This window comes from Microlunatus endophyticus (assembly GCF_014646195.1).
Taxonomy (GTDB): domain Bacteria; phylum Actinomycetota; class Actinomycetes; order Propionibacteriales; family Propionibacteriaceae; genus Microlunatus; species Microlunatus endophyticus.
On sequence record NZ_BMMZ01000001.1, the window covers coordinates 709,053 to 729,159 of the forward strand.

Below are 20,107 nucleotides of genomic sequence, written 5' to 3' on the forward strand. Positions count from 1 at the left end.
GACGCTACCGTGAATCGACGTCGACCCAGCCCAGCGTGCGCTCAACCGCCTTACGCCAGTTGGCGTGTCCGCCGGCGCGGGCCTGGTCGTCGATCCGCGGTGTCCAGCGTTTGTCCTCGTGCCAGTTGGCCCGCAGTTCGTCGGTGTCCTTCCAGAAGCCGGTCGCCAGGCCGGCGGCGTAGGCCGCACCCAGGGCGGTGGTCTCGGGGACCTGTGGGCGGCTCACCTGGACGCCGAGCACGTCGGCCTGGATCTGCATGCACAATTCGTTGGCTGTGATGCCGCCGTCGACCTTCAGCACGTCCAGATGCACGCCGGAGTCCTTCTCCATCGCGTCGGCGACATCCTTGCTCTGGTAGCAGATCGCTTCCAGCGTGGCCCGGGCGATGTGGGCGCCGGTGTTGAAACGGGACAGGCCGACGATCGCGCCGCGGGCGTCCGATCTCCAGTAGGGGGCGAAGAGGCCCGAGAACGCCGGCACGAAGTAGACGCCGCCGCTGTCCTCGACGCTGGCTGCCAGGGTCTCGCTGTCCGCCGCGTCGTCGATGATCTTGAGCTGGTCCCGCAACCACTGCACTGCCGAGCCGGTGACGGCGATCGATCCTTCGAGCGCGTAGACCGGGTCGTCGTCGCCGAAGCGGTAGCACACCGTCGACAACAGCCCGTTCTCGGAACGGACCAGGTCGGTGCCGGTGTTCATCAACAGGAAATTGCCGGTGCCGTAGGTGTTCTTCGCCTCTCCGCGCTGCAGACACACCTGCCCGACCATCGCCGCCTGTTGATCACCGAGAATGCCGGCCAGCGGCAGTTCGGCACCGGCCGGACCGTCCGCGCGGGTAGTGCCGAAGAGATCGGGCTCGGACGAGCTGCGGATCCGCGGCAGCATGGTGCGGGGAATGCCGAAGAAGCCGAGCAGCTCGTCGTCCCAGTCCAGCGTGACCAGATCCATCAGCATCGTCCGGGAGGCGTTCGTGACGTCGGTGGCATGGACGCCGCCGTCCGGGCCGCCGGTCAGACTCCACAAGATCCAGCTGTCGACGGTGCCGAAGAGCGCGTCACCCTTTTCGGCGGCGGCACGGACACCGTCGACGTTGTCCAGGATCCACTGCACCTTGCCGGCCGAGAAGTAGGTGGCGGGCGGGATGCCGGCCTTCTGCCGGATCACATCGCCGTGGCCGTCACGGTCCAGGGCGGCGGCGATCCGGTCGGTGCGGGTGTCCTGCCAGACGATGGCGTTGGTGTAGGGGCGGCCGGTCCGCTTGTTCCAGACGACAGCGGTCTCGCGCTGGTTGGCGATGCCGACCGCCTCCAGATCGGAGGCGGCGAGGTGCAGCTTGTCGAGGGTGGCGCCGATCACCTCGCGGGTGCGTTCGATGATCTCGACCGGGTCGTGTTCGACCCAGCCCGATCGCGGCAGGATCTGCTCGTGTTCGACCTGGTGCTTGCCGATCTCCTTGCCCGCGTGGTCGAACACCATGAACCGGGTGCTCGTCGTCCCCTGATCGATCGCCGCTACGAAATCGCCCATGCGGGTGATCATGCCAGGGCGGCCGTGAGTACATCAGCGGGCCAGATCGGTCATCATGGACTTGGGGGTCGGTTTTGCGCATCTGACCCGCAATAGTTCACACCCGCGCTGCCAGAGCGCGCCGGATGCACCCGATCACCCAGTCGGCGGACTGCGTGATCTGCTCCCACGTGAAGTTGAGAACCGTGTATCCGGCGAGAACCAACTCGTTGCGCCGACGACGATCTCGCTCGAACGCGGCCCGGTCGTGGTGGAACTCGTAGCCGTCGACCTCCACCACGACCTTCCGGCTCTTGAACAAGACATCTACGAAGGCGCCCCGGGTCTCCAGATTCGGCAGACCGATCCAATAGTTGGCGGACCAGCCCTTGATGTTTTCGGCGTGGAGCAGGGCGTGCAGCCGTCGCTCCGCCTCCGACCACGGGCTGTCCCTGGAGTCTCGCAGCAGCCGCTTGCGAGCCGTATTCCCGACGCGGCCCCGAGTGTTGTCGAAGGCCGCCTGGATCCGGTCCAGGGTCACCCCGGCTCGCAATGCACGATCGATCGCATCGCCGCCGTCGCGCTCCGACGCCAGATCGATCGCGGTCAGTTCGGGTGCTGCGATTCGCAGGCCGTGGTGATGCCACACCAGTTCTGGTGGGGTGACTCGCTGGGTCAACGTCCATGGGCCACGACGTCCGTGGCGCTTACGCGGTGTGGCGAAGTCGTAACGTCGGACCTCGAGTTCCGGCCAGAAGGTGAGCCGGGCGGCCGAACGTCCGATCAGGACCGAATCCGGTCCTGCCCACAACTGGCCCGCCCGGAGTGCGATCACCAGGTCGTTCGTCGAACCCGGGAGGCAGAGAATTCCCGGCAGCGGAGATTCCAGGATGCCTCGGCTGCGTAGGCCATCGAGGCGACGGCTGAACAACGGATGGTCAGCGCGGCGCAACACCCCTCCGTTCGCTCGGAAGAGCTCTTCGATGTCTGCCTTCACAATCGGAACAATGGGGCTCGATCGAGCAGGTGTTTCGGGCCGAGCCGAATCTGTGGAAAAGCCTCGGAGTGTGTTCGGCTGTGGACAACGTGCATTTCTGCGGGTCAGATCATCGATTCGGCCCAGCTCTGGCAATGGATGCGATCTGGCCCGCCGATCTTCTCGTATTACCGTGGCCCAGTGCATGATCACGCTTCTTGCTGCGCTCCGGGCGGACGGGGCGACGGCCCGCAACCGCTCGGCAGCCCCACGATGCCGAGCCCGATGCCGAGCCGGGTGGAGCCGGACCTGGGAGAGCGGATCGAGTTGCCGGGCGGCGAGTTCCGGATGGGGACCGACGACGCCGAGGGTTTCCCCGACGACGCCGAGGGGCCGATCCGGTCGGTGCGGCTGGATCCCTTCGCGATCAGCGCGACCGCCGTGACCAACGACCAGTTCGCCCGCTTCATCCGGGCGACCGGCCACCGGACCGAGGCCGAGACCTTCGGCTGGAGTTTCGTGTTCGCCGGATTCCTGCCGGCCGCGCTCCGCAAGATCAGCTCGCGCCCAGAAGGAACGCCCTGGTGGTGCGCGGTCGACGGCGCCACCTGGGATCACCCCGAGGGGCCCGGCTCTGAGCTGGGTGGTCGCGGCAACCATCCGGTGGTGCATGTCTCCTGGAACGACGCGGTCGCCTACTGCGACTGGGCCGGCGGCCGGCTGCCGACCGAGGCAGAGTGGGAGTACGCGGCCCGTGGCGGCCTGGACCAGGCCCGCTATCCGTGGGGCGACGACCTGACCCCCGGCGGCAAGCATCTGTGCAATATCTGGCAGGGCCGCTTTCCGATTCGCAACGAGGCCGAGGACGGCTACCGCGGGACCGCCCCGGTGCGCAGTTTTCCGGACAACGGCTACGGCCTCTACGAGGTGGTCGGCAACGTCTGGGAGTGGACGGCCGACCGCTGGGGGACCGATCACCCGATCCGCGCCGACGGGACGCCCGAGCACAATCCAACCGGCCCGGAGACTGGCCCGCAACGGGTGATGCGGGGCGGGTCGTATCTGTGCCACAAGTCCTACTGCAACCGCTACCGGGTCGCGGCGCGGAGCAGGAACGACCCCAACAGCGGCGGCGGCAACAACGGATTCCGGATCGCTTTCTGATCGCCGGACAGGCCTTTACAACCTTGTAATCAGTGTGGCAGGGTCACAATCACGGTCTGTTTCCATCGGGGTGGATCATCGAGGCGAGCTAATCGAGAAAGGGGAGTGCCATCCGTGCCGCAGCCCGCGAACGCGACGATCAGACTCGATCCGATGTTCACGGTCGGCCCGTTGCGCCGCCGGTTGTTCGGTTCCTTCGTCGAACACCTCCGCCGCTGCGTCTACACCGGCATCTACGAGCCCGACCACCCGACAGCCGACGAGCACGGCTTCCGTCGCGATGTCGCGGAGCTAATCACCGAACTGGGTCCGACGATCATCCGCTACCCGGGCGGCAACTTCGTCTCCGGCTACGACTGGCGCGACGGCGTCGGTCCGGCCGCCGACCGACCGACGAGGCTGGACTTCGCCTGGAACACGATAGAGACCAACGAGGTCGGCACCGATGAATTCCTGCAGTGGTGCACGCGGCTGGACCTGGAGCCGATGCTGGCGGTCAACCTCGGCACCGCGGGCGTCCGGGAGGCGATGGAATACCTGCAGTACGTCAACGGCAAACCGGGCACCGCGCTGTCGGACGAACGCGTCCGCAACGGGCACCCGGAGCCGTACGATGTCGATATCTGGTGCCTGGGCAACGAGATGGACGGGCCGTGGCAGCTCGGCCACAAGACACCGCAGGAGTACGGCCGGCTGGCTGCCGAGACCGCTCGGGCGATGAAGATGTTCGACCCGTCGCTGCAGCTGATCGCCTGCGGGTCGAGCAATCGCGGGATGCCGACCTTCGGCACTTGGGAACGTGAGGTGCTCGACCGCTGTTTCGACCAGGTGGAGTTGATCTCCGCCCATGCCTACTACGAACCGGTCGACGGTGATCACCAGTCATTCCTGGCCAGCGCGGAGGACTTGGACCGATTCATCTCCTCGGTGGTGGCGACCGCTGATCATGTCGCGGCGACGCACAAGTCCGACAAGCAGATCATGATCAGCTTCGACGAATGGAATGTGTGGTTCCAAGAGCGGTTCGCCGACCGTGATCTCGAACGGGTGAAGGCGGCCCGGGATCTGATCGAGGACAGTTACGACGTCCAGGACGCTGTGGTGGTCGGCAGCCTGCTGATCGAGCTGCTCCGGCACACCGACCGGGTCGCGGTCGCCTGCCAGGCGCAGTTGGTGAACGTGATCGCCCCGATCATGACTCGGCCGGGCGGTGCGGCCTGGCGGCAGACGATCTTCCATCCGTTCGCGCTGACCGCCCGGCACGCGAAACCGGTCGTGCTCGACGTCGCCTCCCGCGGCCCGGTGATCACCACCGACCGGTACGGCGAGGTGGATCAGTTGCACAGTGTGGCCACCTACGACGATCAGACCGGCGAGCTGGTGATCTTCGCCGCCAACCGGAGCCGTACGGATCCGTTGCAGCTGACCGTCGACCCGGTCGCCTTCGGCGGCACGCTCCGGCTCGTCGAGCACCTGATGATCAGCGATGACGACCCGCATGCCCACAACACCGAGGAAGCCCCGGACCGCGTGATCCCCAGGCCCGGTAGCGCCACCGTCACCGACGGACGCCCCACCGCCGTACTGCCGCCGATCTCCTGGCACTGCCTGCGATTGTCAACACGCTGACACAAACCCGCACGAAGTCCGACGACAAGGATCAATGATGATCATGAACCGCGGAGTTGCCACCAAGTGCTTGATCATGTTCTCCGGCCTGTTGATGCTGATCGGAGGCCTGGTCGCCGTCCGGCCGGTACCGGTCGCCACAGCCGCGCCACCCGGCCCAGCGGCGCTGCGCTACACGAATGCGGTCAGTGATTCGTTCTCCGACACGTTCGCCGATCCGTCGATCATCCAGGCCAAGAACGGGTGGTGGTACGCCTACGCGACCGCCGATCCGCTCAAGGCCGGTGATCAACCCGGGCTGATCCACATCGCCCGGACCAAGGACTTCGTGCACTGGCAGTACCGCGGTACGGTCTTCACCGACAGGACCCGGCCGTCGTACGCGACCGGTTCCGCCGGGCTGTGGGCGCCGGACATCCGCTACATCGACGGACGCTACGTGCTCTACTTCGCGGTCACCGACACCACCCTCAATGCAGACGGCGCCGACAACGCGATCGGCGTCGCGACAGCGCCGAATCCCGACGGTCCGTGGACCGCGACCGATGCGCCGATCATCAAGCCCCGGTTGGCCTCGGGCGGCTACTTCCTGGGCACCATCGACCCGGCCGGTTTCACCGACGTCGACGGCCGGAACTACTTGTATTTCGGCGGTTTCAACGGCGGCATCTGGGTGGCCAAGGTCAGCGCCGACGGGCTGACTGCGGACACGAACTACACCCAGATCACCATCGACAACCGTTACGAGGGCGGCTACGTCATCCGCCATGGCGGCTGGTACTACTTCATGGGCTCGGTCGCCAACTGCTGCGCCGGGCCGACGACCGGCTACTCGGTCTACGCCGGCCGGTCGCGATCACCGCTGGGTCCGTTCGTCGACCAGGACGGTCAGAGCCTGCTGGATCCGTACGTCGGCGGCACCAACGTGATCATGCAGAACGGCAACACCTACATCGGCCCCGGACACAACGCGATCGCGACCGACGCCCAGGGACGCACCTGGATCGTCTACCACGCGATCGATCGCAACAATCCCTGGCTCACTGATCCGTTCGGGGTCAACCGGCGGCCGATGCTGATCGACAGGATCGACTGGATCGACGGCTGGCCGCGGACCCGGGCCGGCGCCGGCCCGTCGGACACCTCGCAGGCCGCTCCGGTCACCACCTCCGGGCTGGGCATCGCCGCCGACGATCCGGCCGCGCACGGCGTTCGCGGGCTGTCCGCAGGTCCGATCGATGATCAGGCCGGCCGGACCGCCCGGTTGGACGGAATCGCCACGACGGTTGCCAAAGCTTCGTCCGGATCGGTACGCGTCCGGTTCGATCTCAAGGCCACCGGGCATCCGGTGACGGTGACGGTCGGCGACCAGGGCGACGGGCTCAGGGTGACCGTGGATCCCACCGCCGAACAATTGCAGGTGATCACCACGAGCCACGGCCGGACCCGGACCGGCGCCGACACGATCGTGGGCTGGGACAGCGGATGGCACACGCTGACCGTGCAAGTCGATCATGCGAGGATCCAGGCCTCGCTCGGCGAATCCGATCTTGCCGATCCGGGGGCCGAGGTGCGCCTCGGCGGCGTACGACTGCCGGCCGCACCGGTCCGCTTCAGTGGGCACGGCGCCGAACTGGACAACCTCACCATCCGGCCGGTTGCCCGGGAGGCGACCAGGTTGGTTGCCACACCGAAGGCCGGGAAACTTCTGGCGGACGAGGAATTCTCCGATTCCGACCTGACCGGTTGGACCTGGATCCGGCCCGACTCCGCGGCGTCGGTCAGCAAGGGCCAGTTCGACTTCCCGGTGCAGGCGGGTGACCTTTCCGGTGACGACGCCGACGCATCGGTGCTGTTGCACGATCCGCCGACGACCCCGGGCGACTGGATGGTCGAGACCAAACTCGATCTTGATCTCGGCACCGACGAGGTCCGCAACTACCAGCAGGCAGGACTGGTCGCGTACCGGAACGACAACGACTTCGCCCGGCTGGACAAAGTCGCGATCTGGAACACCCGGCAGGTCGAATTCGGGCGGCAGCTGGTCGCGACCGACGACGGTCAGACCTCCTGGGGCGGCTCGATCCAGGCCAGGCCCGCCAGGGGGTCGACCTGGTTGCGGCTGGCCTACCACCGCACCGCCGACGGCGAGCAGCAGTTCCGCGCCGCCGTCAGCCGGGATGGGAGGAACTGGACCTGGGGCGGCGTCTGGACCTTCAGCGCCGGCGAGGTGCCGCGGATCGGGCTGGTCGCTCAGGGCGGCAGCAGTCCCGCGCTGGACGCGAAGTTCGACTACGTACGGTTCCACGCCGTGAACTGATGCTGGGAAGTGATGGGAGCCACAGGTGCCGCGGCCCGGAATGACGCAGCACCGGCAAGGCGCGCCTCCTACGATGGGGCGCGTGCCCCACACCCCCCGCGAGAACCCGCCCGGTTATCCGGCCGGCTGGGAGGCCGATGTGGTCCTCAGCGACGGTGGGCTGGCGCGGCTGCGCCCGATCCGGCCGGCCGACGCTGATCTGCTGGTCGACTTCTACGGGCGGGTCTCGGACGAATCGAAATACCTGCGGTTCTTCGCGCCCTACCCACGGCTGAGCGAGCGCGACGTGGAGCGCTTCACCACGGTCGACTATGTCGACCGGGTGGCCTTCATCCTGACCGTCGCCGACCAGATGATCGGGGTTGGCCGCTACGAGCGACTGGAGGACGACCGGGCCGAGGTGGCGTTCCTTGTGGAGGACGCGCACCAGGGCCGTGGTGTCGGCCAGTTGCTGCTGGAACATCTGGCCGAGGCGGCGCGGGAGCGCGGGATCACCGGCTTCGTCGCCGAGGTGCTCCCGGAGAATGCCCGGATGGCGCAGGTCTTCGCCGACGCGGGCTACCGGCTGACCCGCCAGTACGAGGACGGCCTGCTGGTAGTGGAGTTCCCGATCCTGCCCTCCGACACCTCGGTCGGGGTGATGGAGCGGCGTGAGCATCGCGCCGAGGGCGAGTCGATCCGGCGGATGCTCAACCCACAACGCGTGGTGGTGGTCGGTGACGGCGTGCGTGCGCAGGCCATCGTGACGGCGATGCTGTCCGGCGGATTCCGCGGCGAGGTGGTCGCGGTCAGCACCGACGATGTCGAGGTCTCCGGCGTGCCGACCAGCCCGTCGCTGGCGACCGTGGACGGCAGATTCGATCTTGTGGTGGCCTCGATCCCACGTGATGATCTTGGTGCCGCGGTGATCGACGCAGCGCACAAGGGTGCGCACGCGATCGTCGTGCTGACCGGTGCCGACATCGGCATCGCCGACAGTGCGCGGGTGGTGAGCCTGGCCAGGGCGTACGGGATCCGGGCGCTCGGCCCGGATGCGCTGGGCTTGATCAACACCAGTCCCGAGGTCGCGCTCAACGCCAGCCCCGGGCCGATGCCGCGGGTCGGTGGTGTCGGGCTGTTCTGCCAGTCTGCGGCGGTCGGTGTGGCGCTGCTGGCGCCCGCGCTGCGGCAGCAGATCGGTATCTCGTCCTTCATCTCTACCGGTGAGTACGCCGACGTCAGCGGCAACGACGTCATGCAGTACTGGGAAGACGATGATCAGACCCGGATCTGCCTGCTGTCGCTGGACAGTCTGGGCAACCCGCGCAAATTCACCCGGATCATCCGCCGGTTGGCCCGGCGCAAGCCGGTGGTGGTCGTCTCGCCCGGCCGGGCGCGGCGCGCCTCGCGCCCCGATGATCATGGTCAGACGTACGCCCCCGATGCCGCCGTGGACGCGCTCTTCCGGCAGTCGGGCGTGATCGTCACCGATCGCCGGGACGAAATGTTCGGTATCGCGCAGGTTGCTGCCCGGCAGCCCCTGCCGGCCGGGCCGCGGACGAAATTGATCATGAATTCCGAGACCTTGGCGCACCAGTCGTCGCACACCGTGGCCGCCTCCGGCCTGATCCTGGCGGGCGATCCCGTCGTCCTCGGCCCGGGGCAGCCGCCGGAGCGGTTGGCCGAGCTGGTCGCCGAGGCCTTGCGGGACGACGGCTGCGACGCGGTCATCTGTGCGGTGATCGGGGTGTTCGGGTCCGACCCGCAGGCCGCCCGGTGGCGACTGGATGAGTTGGCCGCGACCACGACCAAACCGCTGCTGGCCGCCTTCCTCGACTTCACCGAATTCGACGAATCCGAGGACGGGCCAGACGCCGGGCAGTCGCTGCCGATCTTCGAGGGGCCGGCCGACGCCATCCATGCGCTGGCCGCTGTCAGCGCCTACGCGCACTGGCGCGAACGCGACCAGGGAGCCGTTCCGCTCCTGGAGGACATCGACCCGGCCGCAGCGCACAAGGTGGTCAACCAGGCGCTCGCCAGAAACCCGCTGGGCGGGCGGCTCTCCGACGACGATGCGGCGGCGCTGTTGGCGGCGTACGGGATCGAGCTGGTCAGGCAGCGCCGGGTGGACGCGCTGGACGAGGCGCTGGCCGCCGGGGAGGCGTACGGCTGGAATGTCGTGCTCAAGGCGACCGACGAGCGGGTCAGGGGCCGGCCGGACCTGGCCAGCGTCTTCCGCAGCCTGGACGGCCCGGACGCGATGCGACGGGCGTGGCTGGATCTCACCGTGCTGGCCGGTGAACTGGGCCTGGAGACTGAAAAGGGTCTGGCGGCGGCGGCTCCGGTGGTGCAGCCGATGGTGCCGGCCGGCGTACCGCTGCGGATCGCCACCCACGAGGACATCGCCTTCGGCCCGATCGTCGAGCTCGGTCTGGCCGGCATCGCCAGCGATCTGCTCGGCGACCAGGCATTCCGGGTGCCGCCGCTGACCACCGTCGACGCCGCGGCGATGGTGCGTGATCTGCGGGCTGCCCCGACGTTGTTCGGTCAGCACGGTGCGCCGGGAGTGGATGTCGCCCGGGTGGAGGAGTTGCTGCACCGGGTGTCCCAGCTGGCCGATGAGCTGCCGCAGTTGTCCTGGCTGCTGTTGACCCCCTGCATCGCCACCCGCAACGGCCTTTCGGTGCTCGGCGCCCGGATCGAGATCGCCCCGACAGGAGACCAGCGCGACCCGCTCGCCCGCACCCTGTAGCGGCCCCCAGCGGATGCCCGGGGGCTGTGGATGCGGATAGGGTTCCTTGCCGGACCGCGTGCAATCATGGCCCCTATGACCCAGGCGTCGATCAGCGTACGGCAGGAACTGCGTGCCGATATCGAGTCGTGCGGCTTCTTCCCCGATCTGGTCGAGGACGGGGTGCTGCTGGCTGCCGGCGACGAGCCGATCCTGAGCTTCCTGGTGCACTACGAGCCCACCTTCGACCGGGACGAATTCCACCGGCACCTGACGGTGCTTGCACTGACCGCGACCCGGCTGCTGGTCGGGCACACCGACGATCACGCGGTGGAGGGTGCCGGTGAGCACACCTATGCATCGTCCTCGACGGAGTCGATCGCGATCCGCAACATCAACACCGTCGTTCTGACCCGGGTGGTGGCGGATCCGGAGAATTTCCGACCCGCGGCGTCCCCGGTCGAGGAGACCTGGCTGTCGATCGGCTGGGGGGCGATGCGCCGGTTGGATCTCGAACCGGCCGGCTGTGCTGACCCCAATTGCGAGGCCGATCACGGCTACACCGGAAACCTGGTCGCCGACGACCTGACCATCCGGATGAGCCCGGCCGGCAATGGTGCGGACCGGGTGGCGCGGCTGGTCCGATTCTCCAGCGACCTCCAGCGGGCGGCCGCCCTGTGACGATCGCGAACGGGGGGACGATCGCGAACGGGGGGACGTTCACCAGCGGGACGTCGTCACCGGTTGCGGTCGGTGCGGCGATGGGCGGCCCGCGCCGGCTGCCGGAGATGATCAGGCCGGCGTATCAGCGTTCGACCTTGGCCGATGTGCTCCCGTCCGCGTGCGCACAGTTGGGCGTCCCGGGCTGCGAGGACGTCCTCGGCCTGCCGGGATCGCAACGCTACGTGGTGGTGCTTGTCGACGGGCTGGGCTGGCATCTGCTCCGCCGGGCCGTACGCAGTGCGGCCTTCCTGACCAGCTTGCTCGGCGATGCCCGGCCGATCACGGCGGGCGTGCCGAGCACGACGGTGACCAGCCTGACCAGCCTCGGCACCGGCCTGCCGCCGGGCCAGCACGGCATGGCCGGATACACCACCCGAGTGCCGGACCTCGGCATAGTGCTCAACGCGCTCTACTGGGACGTCCCGGTCGATCCGCGGGACTACCAGCCGCGCCAGACGATCTTCGAGCGGGCGCTGGCGGCCGGTGTCGCGGTGACGTCGGTGTCACCGCAGCATTTCGCCACCAGCGGGCTGACGATCGCCGCCCAGCGCGGCGCCGAATTCGTCGGTTTTGCCAACAAGAGCAGCGATCGACGCCGGTGCGAATTGATCACCGAGGCGGCACTGCGCGGCAGTCGCAGCCTGGTGTACGCCTATGAACGCGATCTTGATCATGCCGGCCACGCCTACGGGTGCGAGTCCGGCGACTGGCTGGATGCGCTGACCCAGATCGACCGCCGGCTCGCCCTGTTGCGCGACCTGTTGCCCGACGAGGTGACCATGATCATCACCGGTGATCACGGCATGGTCGACATCCGGCCGGGACACCGGTTCGTCGCCGAGGATGAACCGGATCTGCTGGTGGGCGTCGATGCGATCGCAGGTGAAGCGCGTTTCCGGCAGTTGTACGTCGACCGCGACAATCCGCATCTGGTCGCCGCCCGCTGGGCCGATCTGCTCGGCGAGCGCGCCTGGGTGCGGACCCGCGACGATGCCATCGACGACGGCTGGTTCGGCCCGGTGGAGGATCGGGTGCGGGAACGCTTCGGACACGTCCTGGTCGCACTGCGCGACGACTGGGCGGTGATGACCCAGACCCAGACGCGGGAGCATGGGCTGGTCGGCATGCACGGTTCGCTCACCCCGGCGGAGATGACCGTCCCGCTGCTCGTCGGCTAGCTGCCGGGCTCCGGTCCCCGAGAAGCGAACGCCCCGGCGGGAAGCGAGGACCGCCGGTGCGGACCCGGCGGGAGCGAGGTTGCCGCTGGAACTGGCAGGATGGACCCTCGTGGCTGAGTTGGTGTTCTTCACGGGTCCGATGGATTGTGGCAAGTCGACGCTGGCGCTGCAGATCGACTACACCCACAGCAATACCGGCCGGCTCGGGCGGCTGTTCACCAGCCGCGACCGGGCGGGCGATTCGATCATCTCCTCCCGGCTCGGGCTGCGAAGGCCGGCCGTCGAGGTCACCGAGGAACTCGACTTCTGGTCCTATGTCGTCGGGGAGCTGACCAACGGGCAGCGGATCGACTATCTGATCTGCGACGAGGCGCAGTTCTACCAGCCGGGACAGATCGACCAGCTCGCACGGCTGGCAGACGAGTTGCAGCTCGACGTCTTCACCTTCGGGATCCTGACCGATTTCCAGACCAAGATCTTTCCCGGCTCTCAGCGACTGGTCGAGCTGGCGGACCGGATGGAGACCCTGCAGGTACGGGCCCTGTGCTGGTGCGGCGCGCGGGCCACCCACAACGCGCGTACCGTCGACGGTCAGATGGTGACCGAGGGCGATCAGGTCGTGGTCGGCGACACGGCACCGGACGACCAGGATGCTGATCATGATCAGCCGCAGTACGCGTACGAGGTGCTGTGCCGCCAGCACCATCGCCGGGGCGTGACCCGGGCGGTCGCCCGGGCGACACTGTCGGACCCGCTGCCGTTCGGCGAGGAACCGGGCTTCTACGACGAATCCACCGATCGGCTGCACTGATCTCGGTCCGGCACCGACCGCTCACCGCCGCCGATGCTCGCCAGCACCGAGGTTGTGACCACGCGCGTCCGGCGGCGGGCCTGGCCTCAGCTGAGGTCGACGAGCTTGATCGCGAGATTCTCCGGGTAGGGCTCGCCGAGCGGTTCGGTGATCCAGCCCGAACGAGTCCCGTCGGCGGTGTGCCGCAGCCGCAGTCGGTGCGGGGTGTTGATGAAGGAGAGCTCGGCGTCGATGGTGCCGTCGGATCCGGCCACGGCGCTGCCTGAGCAGGCCAGTGTGTGATCACCGATCGCGATCGTGTTGGCGACCCAGTGCCCGACTCCGCAGTTGATCTCGAGCTGCACCACATCGTCGGTGCTCGGCCGCAACGGTGCTCCGACGGCCTGCTGATCATGATCAAGGGTCAGTGTGATCACATCACCGTCCTGGTCGACCTTGATCACCCGGACGGGGTCGCGATTCGTCGCCGGGTTGTTGACCGGCTCCGGGATCGGCTGCGGCTGCCAGTCCTCGGCGCCGACCGGGGTCAGGGTCAATCCCGCCAACCGCTCGGCCAACGCGGCATCGGCGTTGTCATCGGCAGGCTGCGGCTGGTCACCGAAAGCCGGCAGCAGGTGCTCCCAGATCCGGTCCAGGATGCCCTGCATGTCCGACGAGGCGCTGGTGATGGCGACCACTGCATCCTGCTCCGGCAGGACGACGCAGAACTGCCCGTACGCCCCGTCGCCGCGGAAACCGTGCCGCGCCATCCAGAACTGGTAGCCGTACCCCTGGCTCCAGTCCGGATTCTCCTGGCTGCTGTTGTCGGTCTGGTACGAGGTCGCTTCGGCCAGCCACTGCGGATCGAGCAGCTGCCGGTCGCCGATCCGACCACCGTCGATGATCAACCGGCCGAAACGGGCGATCGACCCGGTGGTCAGGTGCAGCCCGGAGAAGCCGAGGTTGCGGCCCCGGTTGTCGGTCTGCCAGTAGCAGCTGTCGATGCCGAGCGGCTGGAAGAGCCGGGGCGCCAGGAAGTCGACCAGGCTCTGCCCGGATCGCTTCTGCACCGCGGCGCCGACGACGAAGGTGGCGACGTTGTTGTAGCAGAAGATGGTCCCGGGATCCTCGTCCAGCGGTACCGACAGGAAGCCGCGGACAAGATCATCGGGGGAGTTGCGGTAGGCACGCTCCAGGGCGTCCTCGCGATGCCCGGTCGCCATCCGGACCAGCTGCCGCAGGGTCAGCTCGTTCGACCGCGGATCGACGACCGCGTCGGCGTGTTCGGGGAAGATGTCGACGACCTTGTCGTCCAGCGACAGCAGCCCCTCGGCCTGGGCCAGACCGGCGGCGGTCGAGGTGAAGCTCTTGGACAGCGAGTAAAGCAGGTGCACGTGATCCGGGCCGTACGGCCCCCACCAGCCCTCACTGATGATCCGGTCGTGCCGGACGATGATCAGGCTGTGCGGCTCGATGCCTTCGGCGTCTTGCACCGAATCGAGGAAGGCGTTGATCGCGGCCGGGTCAACGCCCTGGCTCTCCGGGGTGGCCCGTTCGAAGGGCGGAACCGTCGGTGCCTGGGTTGATGGTGCCGGGGTTGACGGTGACGTGAGGGGCGAGGGCTGAGGCGACGTTGACACGTTGTCAGCCTATAGATGCCGTGCAGGATCAGGCCAGGAGGATGCCAGGATGGGCATGCGGATGAGTGCAGGATGAACCGGACGTGCGCTGAAGAGACGCGCGCTGACAGGAGGGGCGGCAACCGATGGGTGTGCTGATCGAGGTCGACGAACTGGCCGCACTGCTGGACTCGGCTGCGCCGGGCACGGTGCTGGACGTGCGCTGGACGTTGGGCGGCCCGTCGCGGGAGCCTGACTTCCTGGCCGGTCATGTTCCGGGAGCCCGCTGGGTCGATCTGGAGAACGACCTGTCCGACCACGAGCGCCCCGGTGGGCGGCACCCACTGCCCGAACAGGCGCACTTCGAGTCGGCTATGCGCCGGGCCGGCGTACGGTCCGACCTGCCGGTGATCGTCTACGACGCCGACAACGGGCTGGCAGCGGCCAGGCTGTGGTGGATGCTCACCGACGCCGGCCACGGCGAGGTGCGGGTGCTCAACGGCGGGTACGCGGCCTGGATCCAGGCGGGACAGCCGACCGAGGACGGTCCGGGTGGGACGCCTTTGGCCGGTGACTTCATCGCCCACCCGGGGCAGCTACCGCGGATCGACGGTGATCAACTGGCGGCACGGGTCGCTGACGGCACGGCTCCGCTGATCATCGACGTCCGGGGCGCTGAGCGGTATGCAGGGGAGTCCGAGCCGATCGACCCGGTGGCCGGTCATGTGCCCGGTGCGGTCAACGTGCCCTCGATGGTCAACGTCGACGGATCAGGCCGATTCCGTGCGGCTGCGGAGATCGCCGCGCACTTTCCCGAGGCGGGCACCGAGGACGTCGTCTACTGCGGTTCCGGCATCACCGCCGCCCACACCGCGCTGGCCCGAGCCTCGGCGGGGCTGCCGATTCCGACGATCTACCCCGGATCGTGGAGCGACTGGATCACCGATCCGGACCGTCCGGTCGCCACCGGCGACAAGCCCTGAGTTCGCAGCAGTTGCTGTGACCGACAGGCAGTCGACAGCTGGCGCCGGGTCGATCGGTGAGGTGATCGCCCGGCTGCCCGACGAGCCGGGCGTTTACCGGTTTCGCGACGCCTCCGGTCGTGCGCTCTACATCGGCCGGGCGGTCCGGCTGCGGCGCAGGGTCCGCTCCTACTGGGGCGATCTCGGGGACCGACGGCATCTGCGCCGGATGGTGCCCCAGATCGTACGAGTGGAGGCCGCGGTCTGCGCTTCGGCCCATGAAGCGAGTTGGCTGGAACGGTTGCTGTTGGAGGAATCCCGGCCACGCTGGAACCGGGCACTCGGCGGTGCCGAGGTGGGGCTGATGATCATCCTCGACCGGGGCCGGGCTCGGGTGCAGGTGGTGCATGAGACCGGGCTTCCTCCCGACGACGAGTTGATCTTCGGACCGTTCCTGGGTGGCACGAAGGTACGGCTGCTGGCGAGCGCGATCCATCGCGTCCATCCGATGATCTACGCCCGCGAACAACTCAGCGGCGCGGAACGCGATCTCGGCCGGATCCGTGGCGTCGGCGTCCAGGATCGCGACCGCATGGTCGCCTCCGTGATCGCGGTGTTGGAACGCCGGCCGTCCGCTGTCGCGGAATTCCTGGCCGCGCTCGAGTTGCGCCGGGACACGGCATCCCGGCAGCACTCGTACGAACTGGCTGGGCAGATCCATCAGGAGTTGGCCGCCGCGACCTGGCTGCTGGCGCCACAGCGGGTGGCGATCGGAGCGGACGGCCGTACGGTCGACGAGCGGGATCTGTACGGCTGGCACGACGGCGTTCTGGTCCGGTTCACGCTGCGATCGGGCCGGATCCGGGGATGGCAGATCCGCGATCTGGGGGACCGGGCGTCCCGGCAGCGTGTCGCAGCGACTCCATCGCAGTGGCGAGACTTCACCGAGAGCAATGCCCGCCTGGCCGCGGCGCTACGGCACGTCGCCGACTAGCACCACGATGGCCCCCGCGGCTGCGATCAGGTGCTGATCCTTACCCTGTCACTTGCCCTTGGGGCCCGGGCTGCCGAACATGATCTCGTCCCAGCTCGGCACGGCAGCTCGTTTCCGCTTCTTGGACTTCGCCGCCGGCTTCTCCGCGGGCGGCTCGGGGGAAGGTTCAGTCTCGGTCGCGACTTCAGGCTCAGGCTCAACCTTGAGTTCAGGCTCACCATCGGGCTCAGGATCTGCACCGGGGAGCGTCTCCTGGGTCGCACCGTCAGCGAAGATGTCGGGCTGGACGGGCTCGCCGGGCTTGATGACCGGGACCGTCGGCTCGGGGTCTGCAACGGAATCGGCCGGCTCGGCCTCGTCAGCGCGGCCTTCGGTCTGATCCGCGATCTCGGTCCCGTCCGGGGTCTCGGCTTCATCCTCAGGCGGCTGCCAGCCGCTGTCGGCGACATCGGGCACGGCGACCGCGTCGCTCAGTCCCTCGAAGACCCGGATCGAGTCCTCGGCGAAACCATCGTTGCCGAGCAGTTCGTAGAGCAGGTCCAGCTGCGACGACTGGTCCGGGATCGCGCTCGATGCCTCCGGATCGCCGTCATCAGCGACGACCGCCTGGTAGTCGACGACCTCGACCACCGCCTCGAACTCGGTCTCAGGCTCAGCTTCAGCCTTGCTGTGGGTCTCATCGTCGGGCTCCGGATCAGAACGAGCCTCAGGCTGCGGTTCAGGTTCGGGCGAGCGCTCAGGCTCGCGCGCAGGTTCAGGCTCAGGTGTCGGCTCGTTGGTCTCGATTGCGCGCACCAGGGCAAGTTCATCAGCAGGGCCCGCCAGCTTGAGGGTCGGCTCGGAGTCGAATTCCTCGGCCCGCTCCCTGACGCTCGTGCGACGGGCATCCTCGCTTTGCTCGCCGATCGCCCAGCGGGCGTCGTCATTGCCTGCGACGGAGAATCTGCCGCGCTGGTCGAAGTAGAAGACCGCGTCTCGGTCGGCCTGTTCCAGCCGGTAGGCAGCGCTGACCGACCAACGACCGTCGTCCATCTTGAACGCGTCCCAGGTCACCGTGTCCGGATCGACGCCGCGTTCTTTGAGCCGCTCGTTGACCGCGGCCCGCAACGTACGGTGTCCGCTCGGTTCGCCGGTGCGTCGGACCGATCCGGTCTGTGCCAGCCCGGCGATGTGGTTGCGCTCGGCGATCACCGGCGCGGCGAAGGCCTCGACCCTCTCGACCGGCATCCCGGAACTCTCGACGATCTCCTCGACCGAGGCGCCGGCACGGATCTTCATCTGGATCTCGCGAGGTGTCATCGATTGCTCCATCTCGTTCTCCAGGTGTCGTCGTGGCCGGTTCCGTAAGGCTGCGCGCAACCCATCGTCGACAGGGATGGAGATCGACTCGCCGTCGGAGGTCTCGACGATGATGAACTGTCCGTCATCGCTGTGTCCCACCGGTCGTGCCGTACGCATCGATGGGTCGTGCCTCGCTCTCTCGATCCATCCCAATCCACTCGCCTTGGGGAATCAACCTACCTCGACTGTTCGCCCGGACGCTGCAGGCGCGGCAAGCGTGCCAACGGTGGTTGCCCGATTGACCTTCCGTTTGGTCCTGATCAGTCAGCACGCGGCAGAGTCAACCAGAGGAACGTGCTGAGGTCTGCCTGGCCCCGGGCGTCGGCGCCGACGTGATGGAGAGCAACGATACTGTGCGGTGCCAGGACGGATTAGGACTGGTCGGCCTGCCGGTCGAGCTTGGCTTCAGGGGGTCTGATGACACTGTGGGACGTCACCGGTCACGGAAGTCTCCACCCGAATACCCGGGCCCTCGACCACCAGGGCCGCCATGATCCGCTCGGTCGGTTCGCGCACCTGCTGCCCGAATGTGGGTTGAAAGTGGGGATACTGACGGATCTGAGCCAGCGGACTTTGTTGCGCGAATGGTTGGGCCGGCTATCGAAGAGCACCATCGACCTGGTCCTTCCGCCCTACTCCGATCCCACGGGGTATGCGAGTGAGGGCATCAGATGCCACCTCGCTGCGGGCTACCTTCAGGTACAAGAACGACTGAGGACCGTCGGGCCGCACGACGTGATCATCGATCTTCGAGATCGGCGCGACATTGTCCGAGCGCGGGTCTGGCGATCGATGTTTCTTGACCTGCGACCTGGCGGCCTGTACATAGTCGACCGTAGGACCGCCAGGCGACCCGATCCGCGGCTGGCTACGTGGTTGGACTCCCTGGATGCCCGCAGGAGCGACGATCGGGAGTATCTGGACGCCGTGGAGGATATCGCTGTCAACCGGCAAGTAGTGATCTTGACCAAGCGCGGCGTCCACCTGCCGAAGCTCACCTCGGCCAAGGTCAATGGAATTCTCCCGAAGCGCGACGGGGGAGTGCAGCTCCGGCTGCTGTCTGCGTTGGATGCAGGAACGTTCAGCCCCTCGTCGAGGGATTTCTCAGGAGCCGTCGGCGCCGCTTTCGGGGAAGACGTCACGTATCCGCGGATCTATCTGCGCTGTTACGCAGGGGATGTCGTCTGGTCGCCGCCCGGACTGATCATGGCCAACTACTGCGTGCTTCCCGGGTCGACTGGCGTGGATCCGGCCTCGATGACGCGAAACCAGCCGCCCCAGGCAGGTTTCGTCCGTGTCGAGGAGATTCAGCCAACCAACGAAATCTCTGGCGTCGCCTATTCGGTCGATGTCCCACCGGGACTGGACATCGCTCGTACGGTCTCCGAAGTCGCATCTCGTTTGTGGGGATGGGACATCGCGAAGGCAAGGTTTCCCGATCTTAAGGCCGTGTACACCAGCCGGGGGCTGGAACATGACGACCTGCTCATCGCGATGCTGACCGCGTACGGTATCGATCCCTCCGAGATAGTCGGGGTGCAGGAATGTGTGAAGGTCGAAGCGCTGATTTCTGCCGACGCGGTGTGGGGGGACGGTGCGGACACGTTTGCCCATCCCGAAGTGAAAATCCCGTGGCATCGGATTTCCGCGGGCCTGGCCGACCGGTCTGGACCGGGTTCTCCACCGCGACATAAGCGTGTGCTCATCAATCCTCGGGCCTCGGGACAGCCTGAATCAGTCATTCAGCTGTTACAGGCAAATGGGTTCGCCGTTATCGTGCCTGAGGAGTGTGCACTGCCTGAGTTGGCCGCAGTTGTGCGGCAGGCCGAGGTCGTCGCGGGCCGCGGTATGTCGGCGATGACGGCATTCATGCCTGACTGCCCCCAGACCTATGTCGTAGTCGGTTCGGATCCATTGGGTCATCGCCGAGCGACAATCCATGCCGCGCTGGCGGGGGGAGCAGTTCACCATCTCGGTCACACGACCGCACCTGGCCAAGCCGATACGGCATCCGAGCGCGATGAGGCAGATCAGCTGGTCCTGGAGCGCGAGCTGAGCGACGTGTTGCAGCTGCTCTGACCAGGTCGACCTGGTCAGACGGCTCTTGCGCGAGGGGTTAGCGTGAGTAGCGTCTCTACTGAGCCCTCCATTCCTGTCCGCCCAATAGTCAGCCCGCACGACCCATTCCGACTGC

The 20,107-nt window shown here is 67.5% G+C and carries 14 protein-coding genes; 10 read left to right on the plus strand and 4 right to left on the minus strand.

Features of this window, described 5'->3' with window-relative positions; all coding sequences use genetic code 11:
- Positions 1 to 4 precede the first annotated feature (4 nt).
- The gene (gene glpK / locus IEY07_RS03450; protein WP_188893730.1) at positions 5 to 1,528 is read right to left on the minus strand and encodes a glycerol kinase GlpK; all 1,524 of its coding nucleotides are present in this window, start codon (positions 1,526 to 1,528) and stop codon (positions 5 to 7) included.
- A 97-nt stretch (positions 1,529 to 1,625) separates the two neighbouring features.
- Positions 1,626 to 2,342: an endonuclease domain-containing protein gene (locus IEY07_RS03455; RefSeq protein ID WP_188893731.1), complete on the minus strand. Its 717-nt coding sequence runs from the start codon at positions 2,340 to 2,342 to the stop codon at positions 1,626 to 1,628.
- A 300-nt stretch (positions 2,343 to 2,642) separates the two neighbouring features.
- Here IEY07_RS03455 and IEY07_RS03460 point away from each other — a divergent pair, with 300 nt between their 5' ends.
- The 7 genes from IEY07_RS03460 (at position 2,643) to IEY07_RS03490 (ending at position 13,018) form a co-directional block, all read left to right on the plus strand.
- On the plus strand, positions 2,643 to 3,647 hold the full coding sequence (locus IEY07_RS03460) for a formylglycine-generating enzyme family protein (RefSeq protein WP_444543311.1): 1,005 nt from the start codon (positions 2,643 to 2,645) through the stop codon (positions 3,645 to 3,647).
- 114 nt (positions 3,648 to 3,761) lie between these two features.
- Positions 3,762 to 5,276 (plus strand): arabinosylfuranosidase ArfA, encoded by a 1,515-nt coding sequence (gene arfA, locus IEY07_RS03465; protein ID WP_444543312.1) that lies wholly within the window; start codon positions 3,762 to 3,764, stop codon positions 5,274 to 5,276.
- A 37-nt stretch (positions 5,277 to 5,313) separates the two neighbouring features.
- Positions 5,314 to 7,596, plus strand: coding sequence for a glycoside hydrolase family 43 protein (locus tag IEY07_RS03470; protein WP_229669652.1), 2,283 nt, complete (start codon positions 5,314 to 5,316; stop codon positions 7,594 to 7,596).
- A gap of 73 nt (positions 7,597 to 7,669) precedes the next feature.
- The gene (locus IEY07_RS03475) at positions 7,670 to 10,327 is read left to right on the plus strand and encodes a GNAT family N-acetyltransferase (protein ID WP_444543313.1); all 2,658 of its coding nucleotides are present in this window, start codon (positions 7,670 to 7,672) and stop codon (positions 10,325 to 10,327) included.
- Between the two features lie 75 nt (positions 10,328 to 10,402).
- A complete protein-coding gene (locus IEY07_RS03480) occupies positions 10,403 to 10,987 on the plus strand; it encodes a DUF5998 family protein (RefSeq protein WP_188893734.1) in 585 nt (194 codons plus the stop codon).
- A complete protein-coding gene (locus IEY07_RS03485; RefSeq protein ID WP_229669653.1) occupies positions 10,984 to 12,207 on the plus strand; it encodes an alkaline phosphatase family protein in 1,224 nt (407 codons plus the stop codon). The genes IEY07_RS03480 and IEY07_RS03485 overlap by 4 nt, the downstream gene beginning before the upstream one ends.
- Positions 12,208 to 12,316: 109 nt before the next feature.
- Positions 12,317 to 13,018: a thymidine kinase gene (locus IEY07_RS03490; RefSeq protein ID WP_188893735.1), complete on the plus strand. Its 702-nt coding sequence runs from the start codon at positions 12,317 to 12,319 to the stop codon at positions 13,016 to 13,018.
- Between the two features lie 86 nt (positions 13,019 to 13,104).
- Here the strand turns inward: IEY07_RS03490 and IEY07_RS03495 are convergent, their stop codons facing one another.
- On the minus strand, positions 13,105 to 14,637 hold the full coding sequence (locus IEY07_RS03495; protein WP_188893736.1) for a serine hydrolase domain-containing protein: 1,533 nt from the start codon (positions 14,635 to 14,637) through the stop codon (positions 13,105 to 13,107).
- 125 nt (positions 14,638 to 14,762) lie between these two features.
- Between IEY07_RS03495 and IEY07_RS03500 the strand changes: the two genes are divergently transcribed.
- The gene (locus IEY07_RS03500) at positions 14,763 to 15,599 is read left to right on the plus strand and encodes a sulfurtransferase (protein ID WP_188893737.1); all 837 of its coding nucleotides are present in this window, start codon (positions 14,763 to 14,765) and stop codon (positions 15,597 to 15,599) included.
- A 16-nt stretch (positions 15,600 to 15,615) separates the two neighbouring features.
- Positions 15,616 to 16,572 (plus strand): GIY-YIG nuclease family protein, encoded by a 957-nt coding sequence (locus IEY07_RS03505; protein WP_188893738.1) that lies wholly within the window; start codon positions 15,616 to 15,618, stop codon positions 16,570 to 16,572.
- Between the two features lie 48 nt (positions 16,573 to 16,620).
- On the opposite strand, the gene sepH is transcribed toward IEY07_RS03505, so the two are convergent.
- Complete coding sequence (sepH, locus tag IEY07_RS03510) at positions 16,621 to 18,030, minus strand: septation protein SepH (RefSeq protein ID WP_268239182.1); 1,410 nt, start codon at positions 18,028 to 18,030, stop codon at positions 16,621 to 16,623.
- 300 nt (positions 18,031 to 18,330) lie between these two features.
- Here sepH and IEY07_RS03515 point away from each other — a divergent pair, with 300 nt between their 5' ends.
- On the plus strand, positions 18,331 to 19,992 hold the full coding sequence (locus tag IEY07_RS03515; protein WP_188893740.1) for a glycosyltransferase family 61 protein: 1,662 nt from the start codon (positions 18,331 to 18,333) through the stop codon (positions 19,990 to 19,992).
- Positions 19,993 to 20,107: the final 115 nt, after the last annotated feature.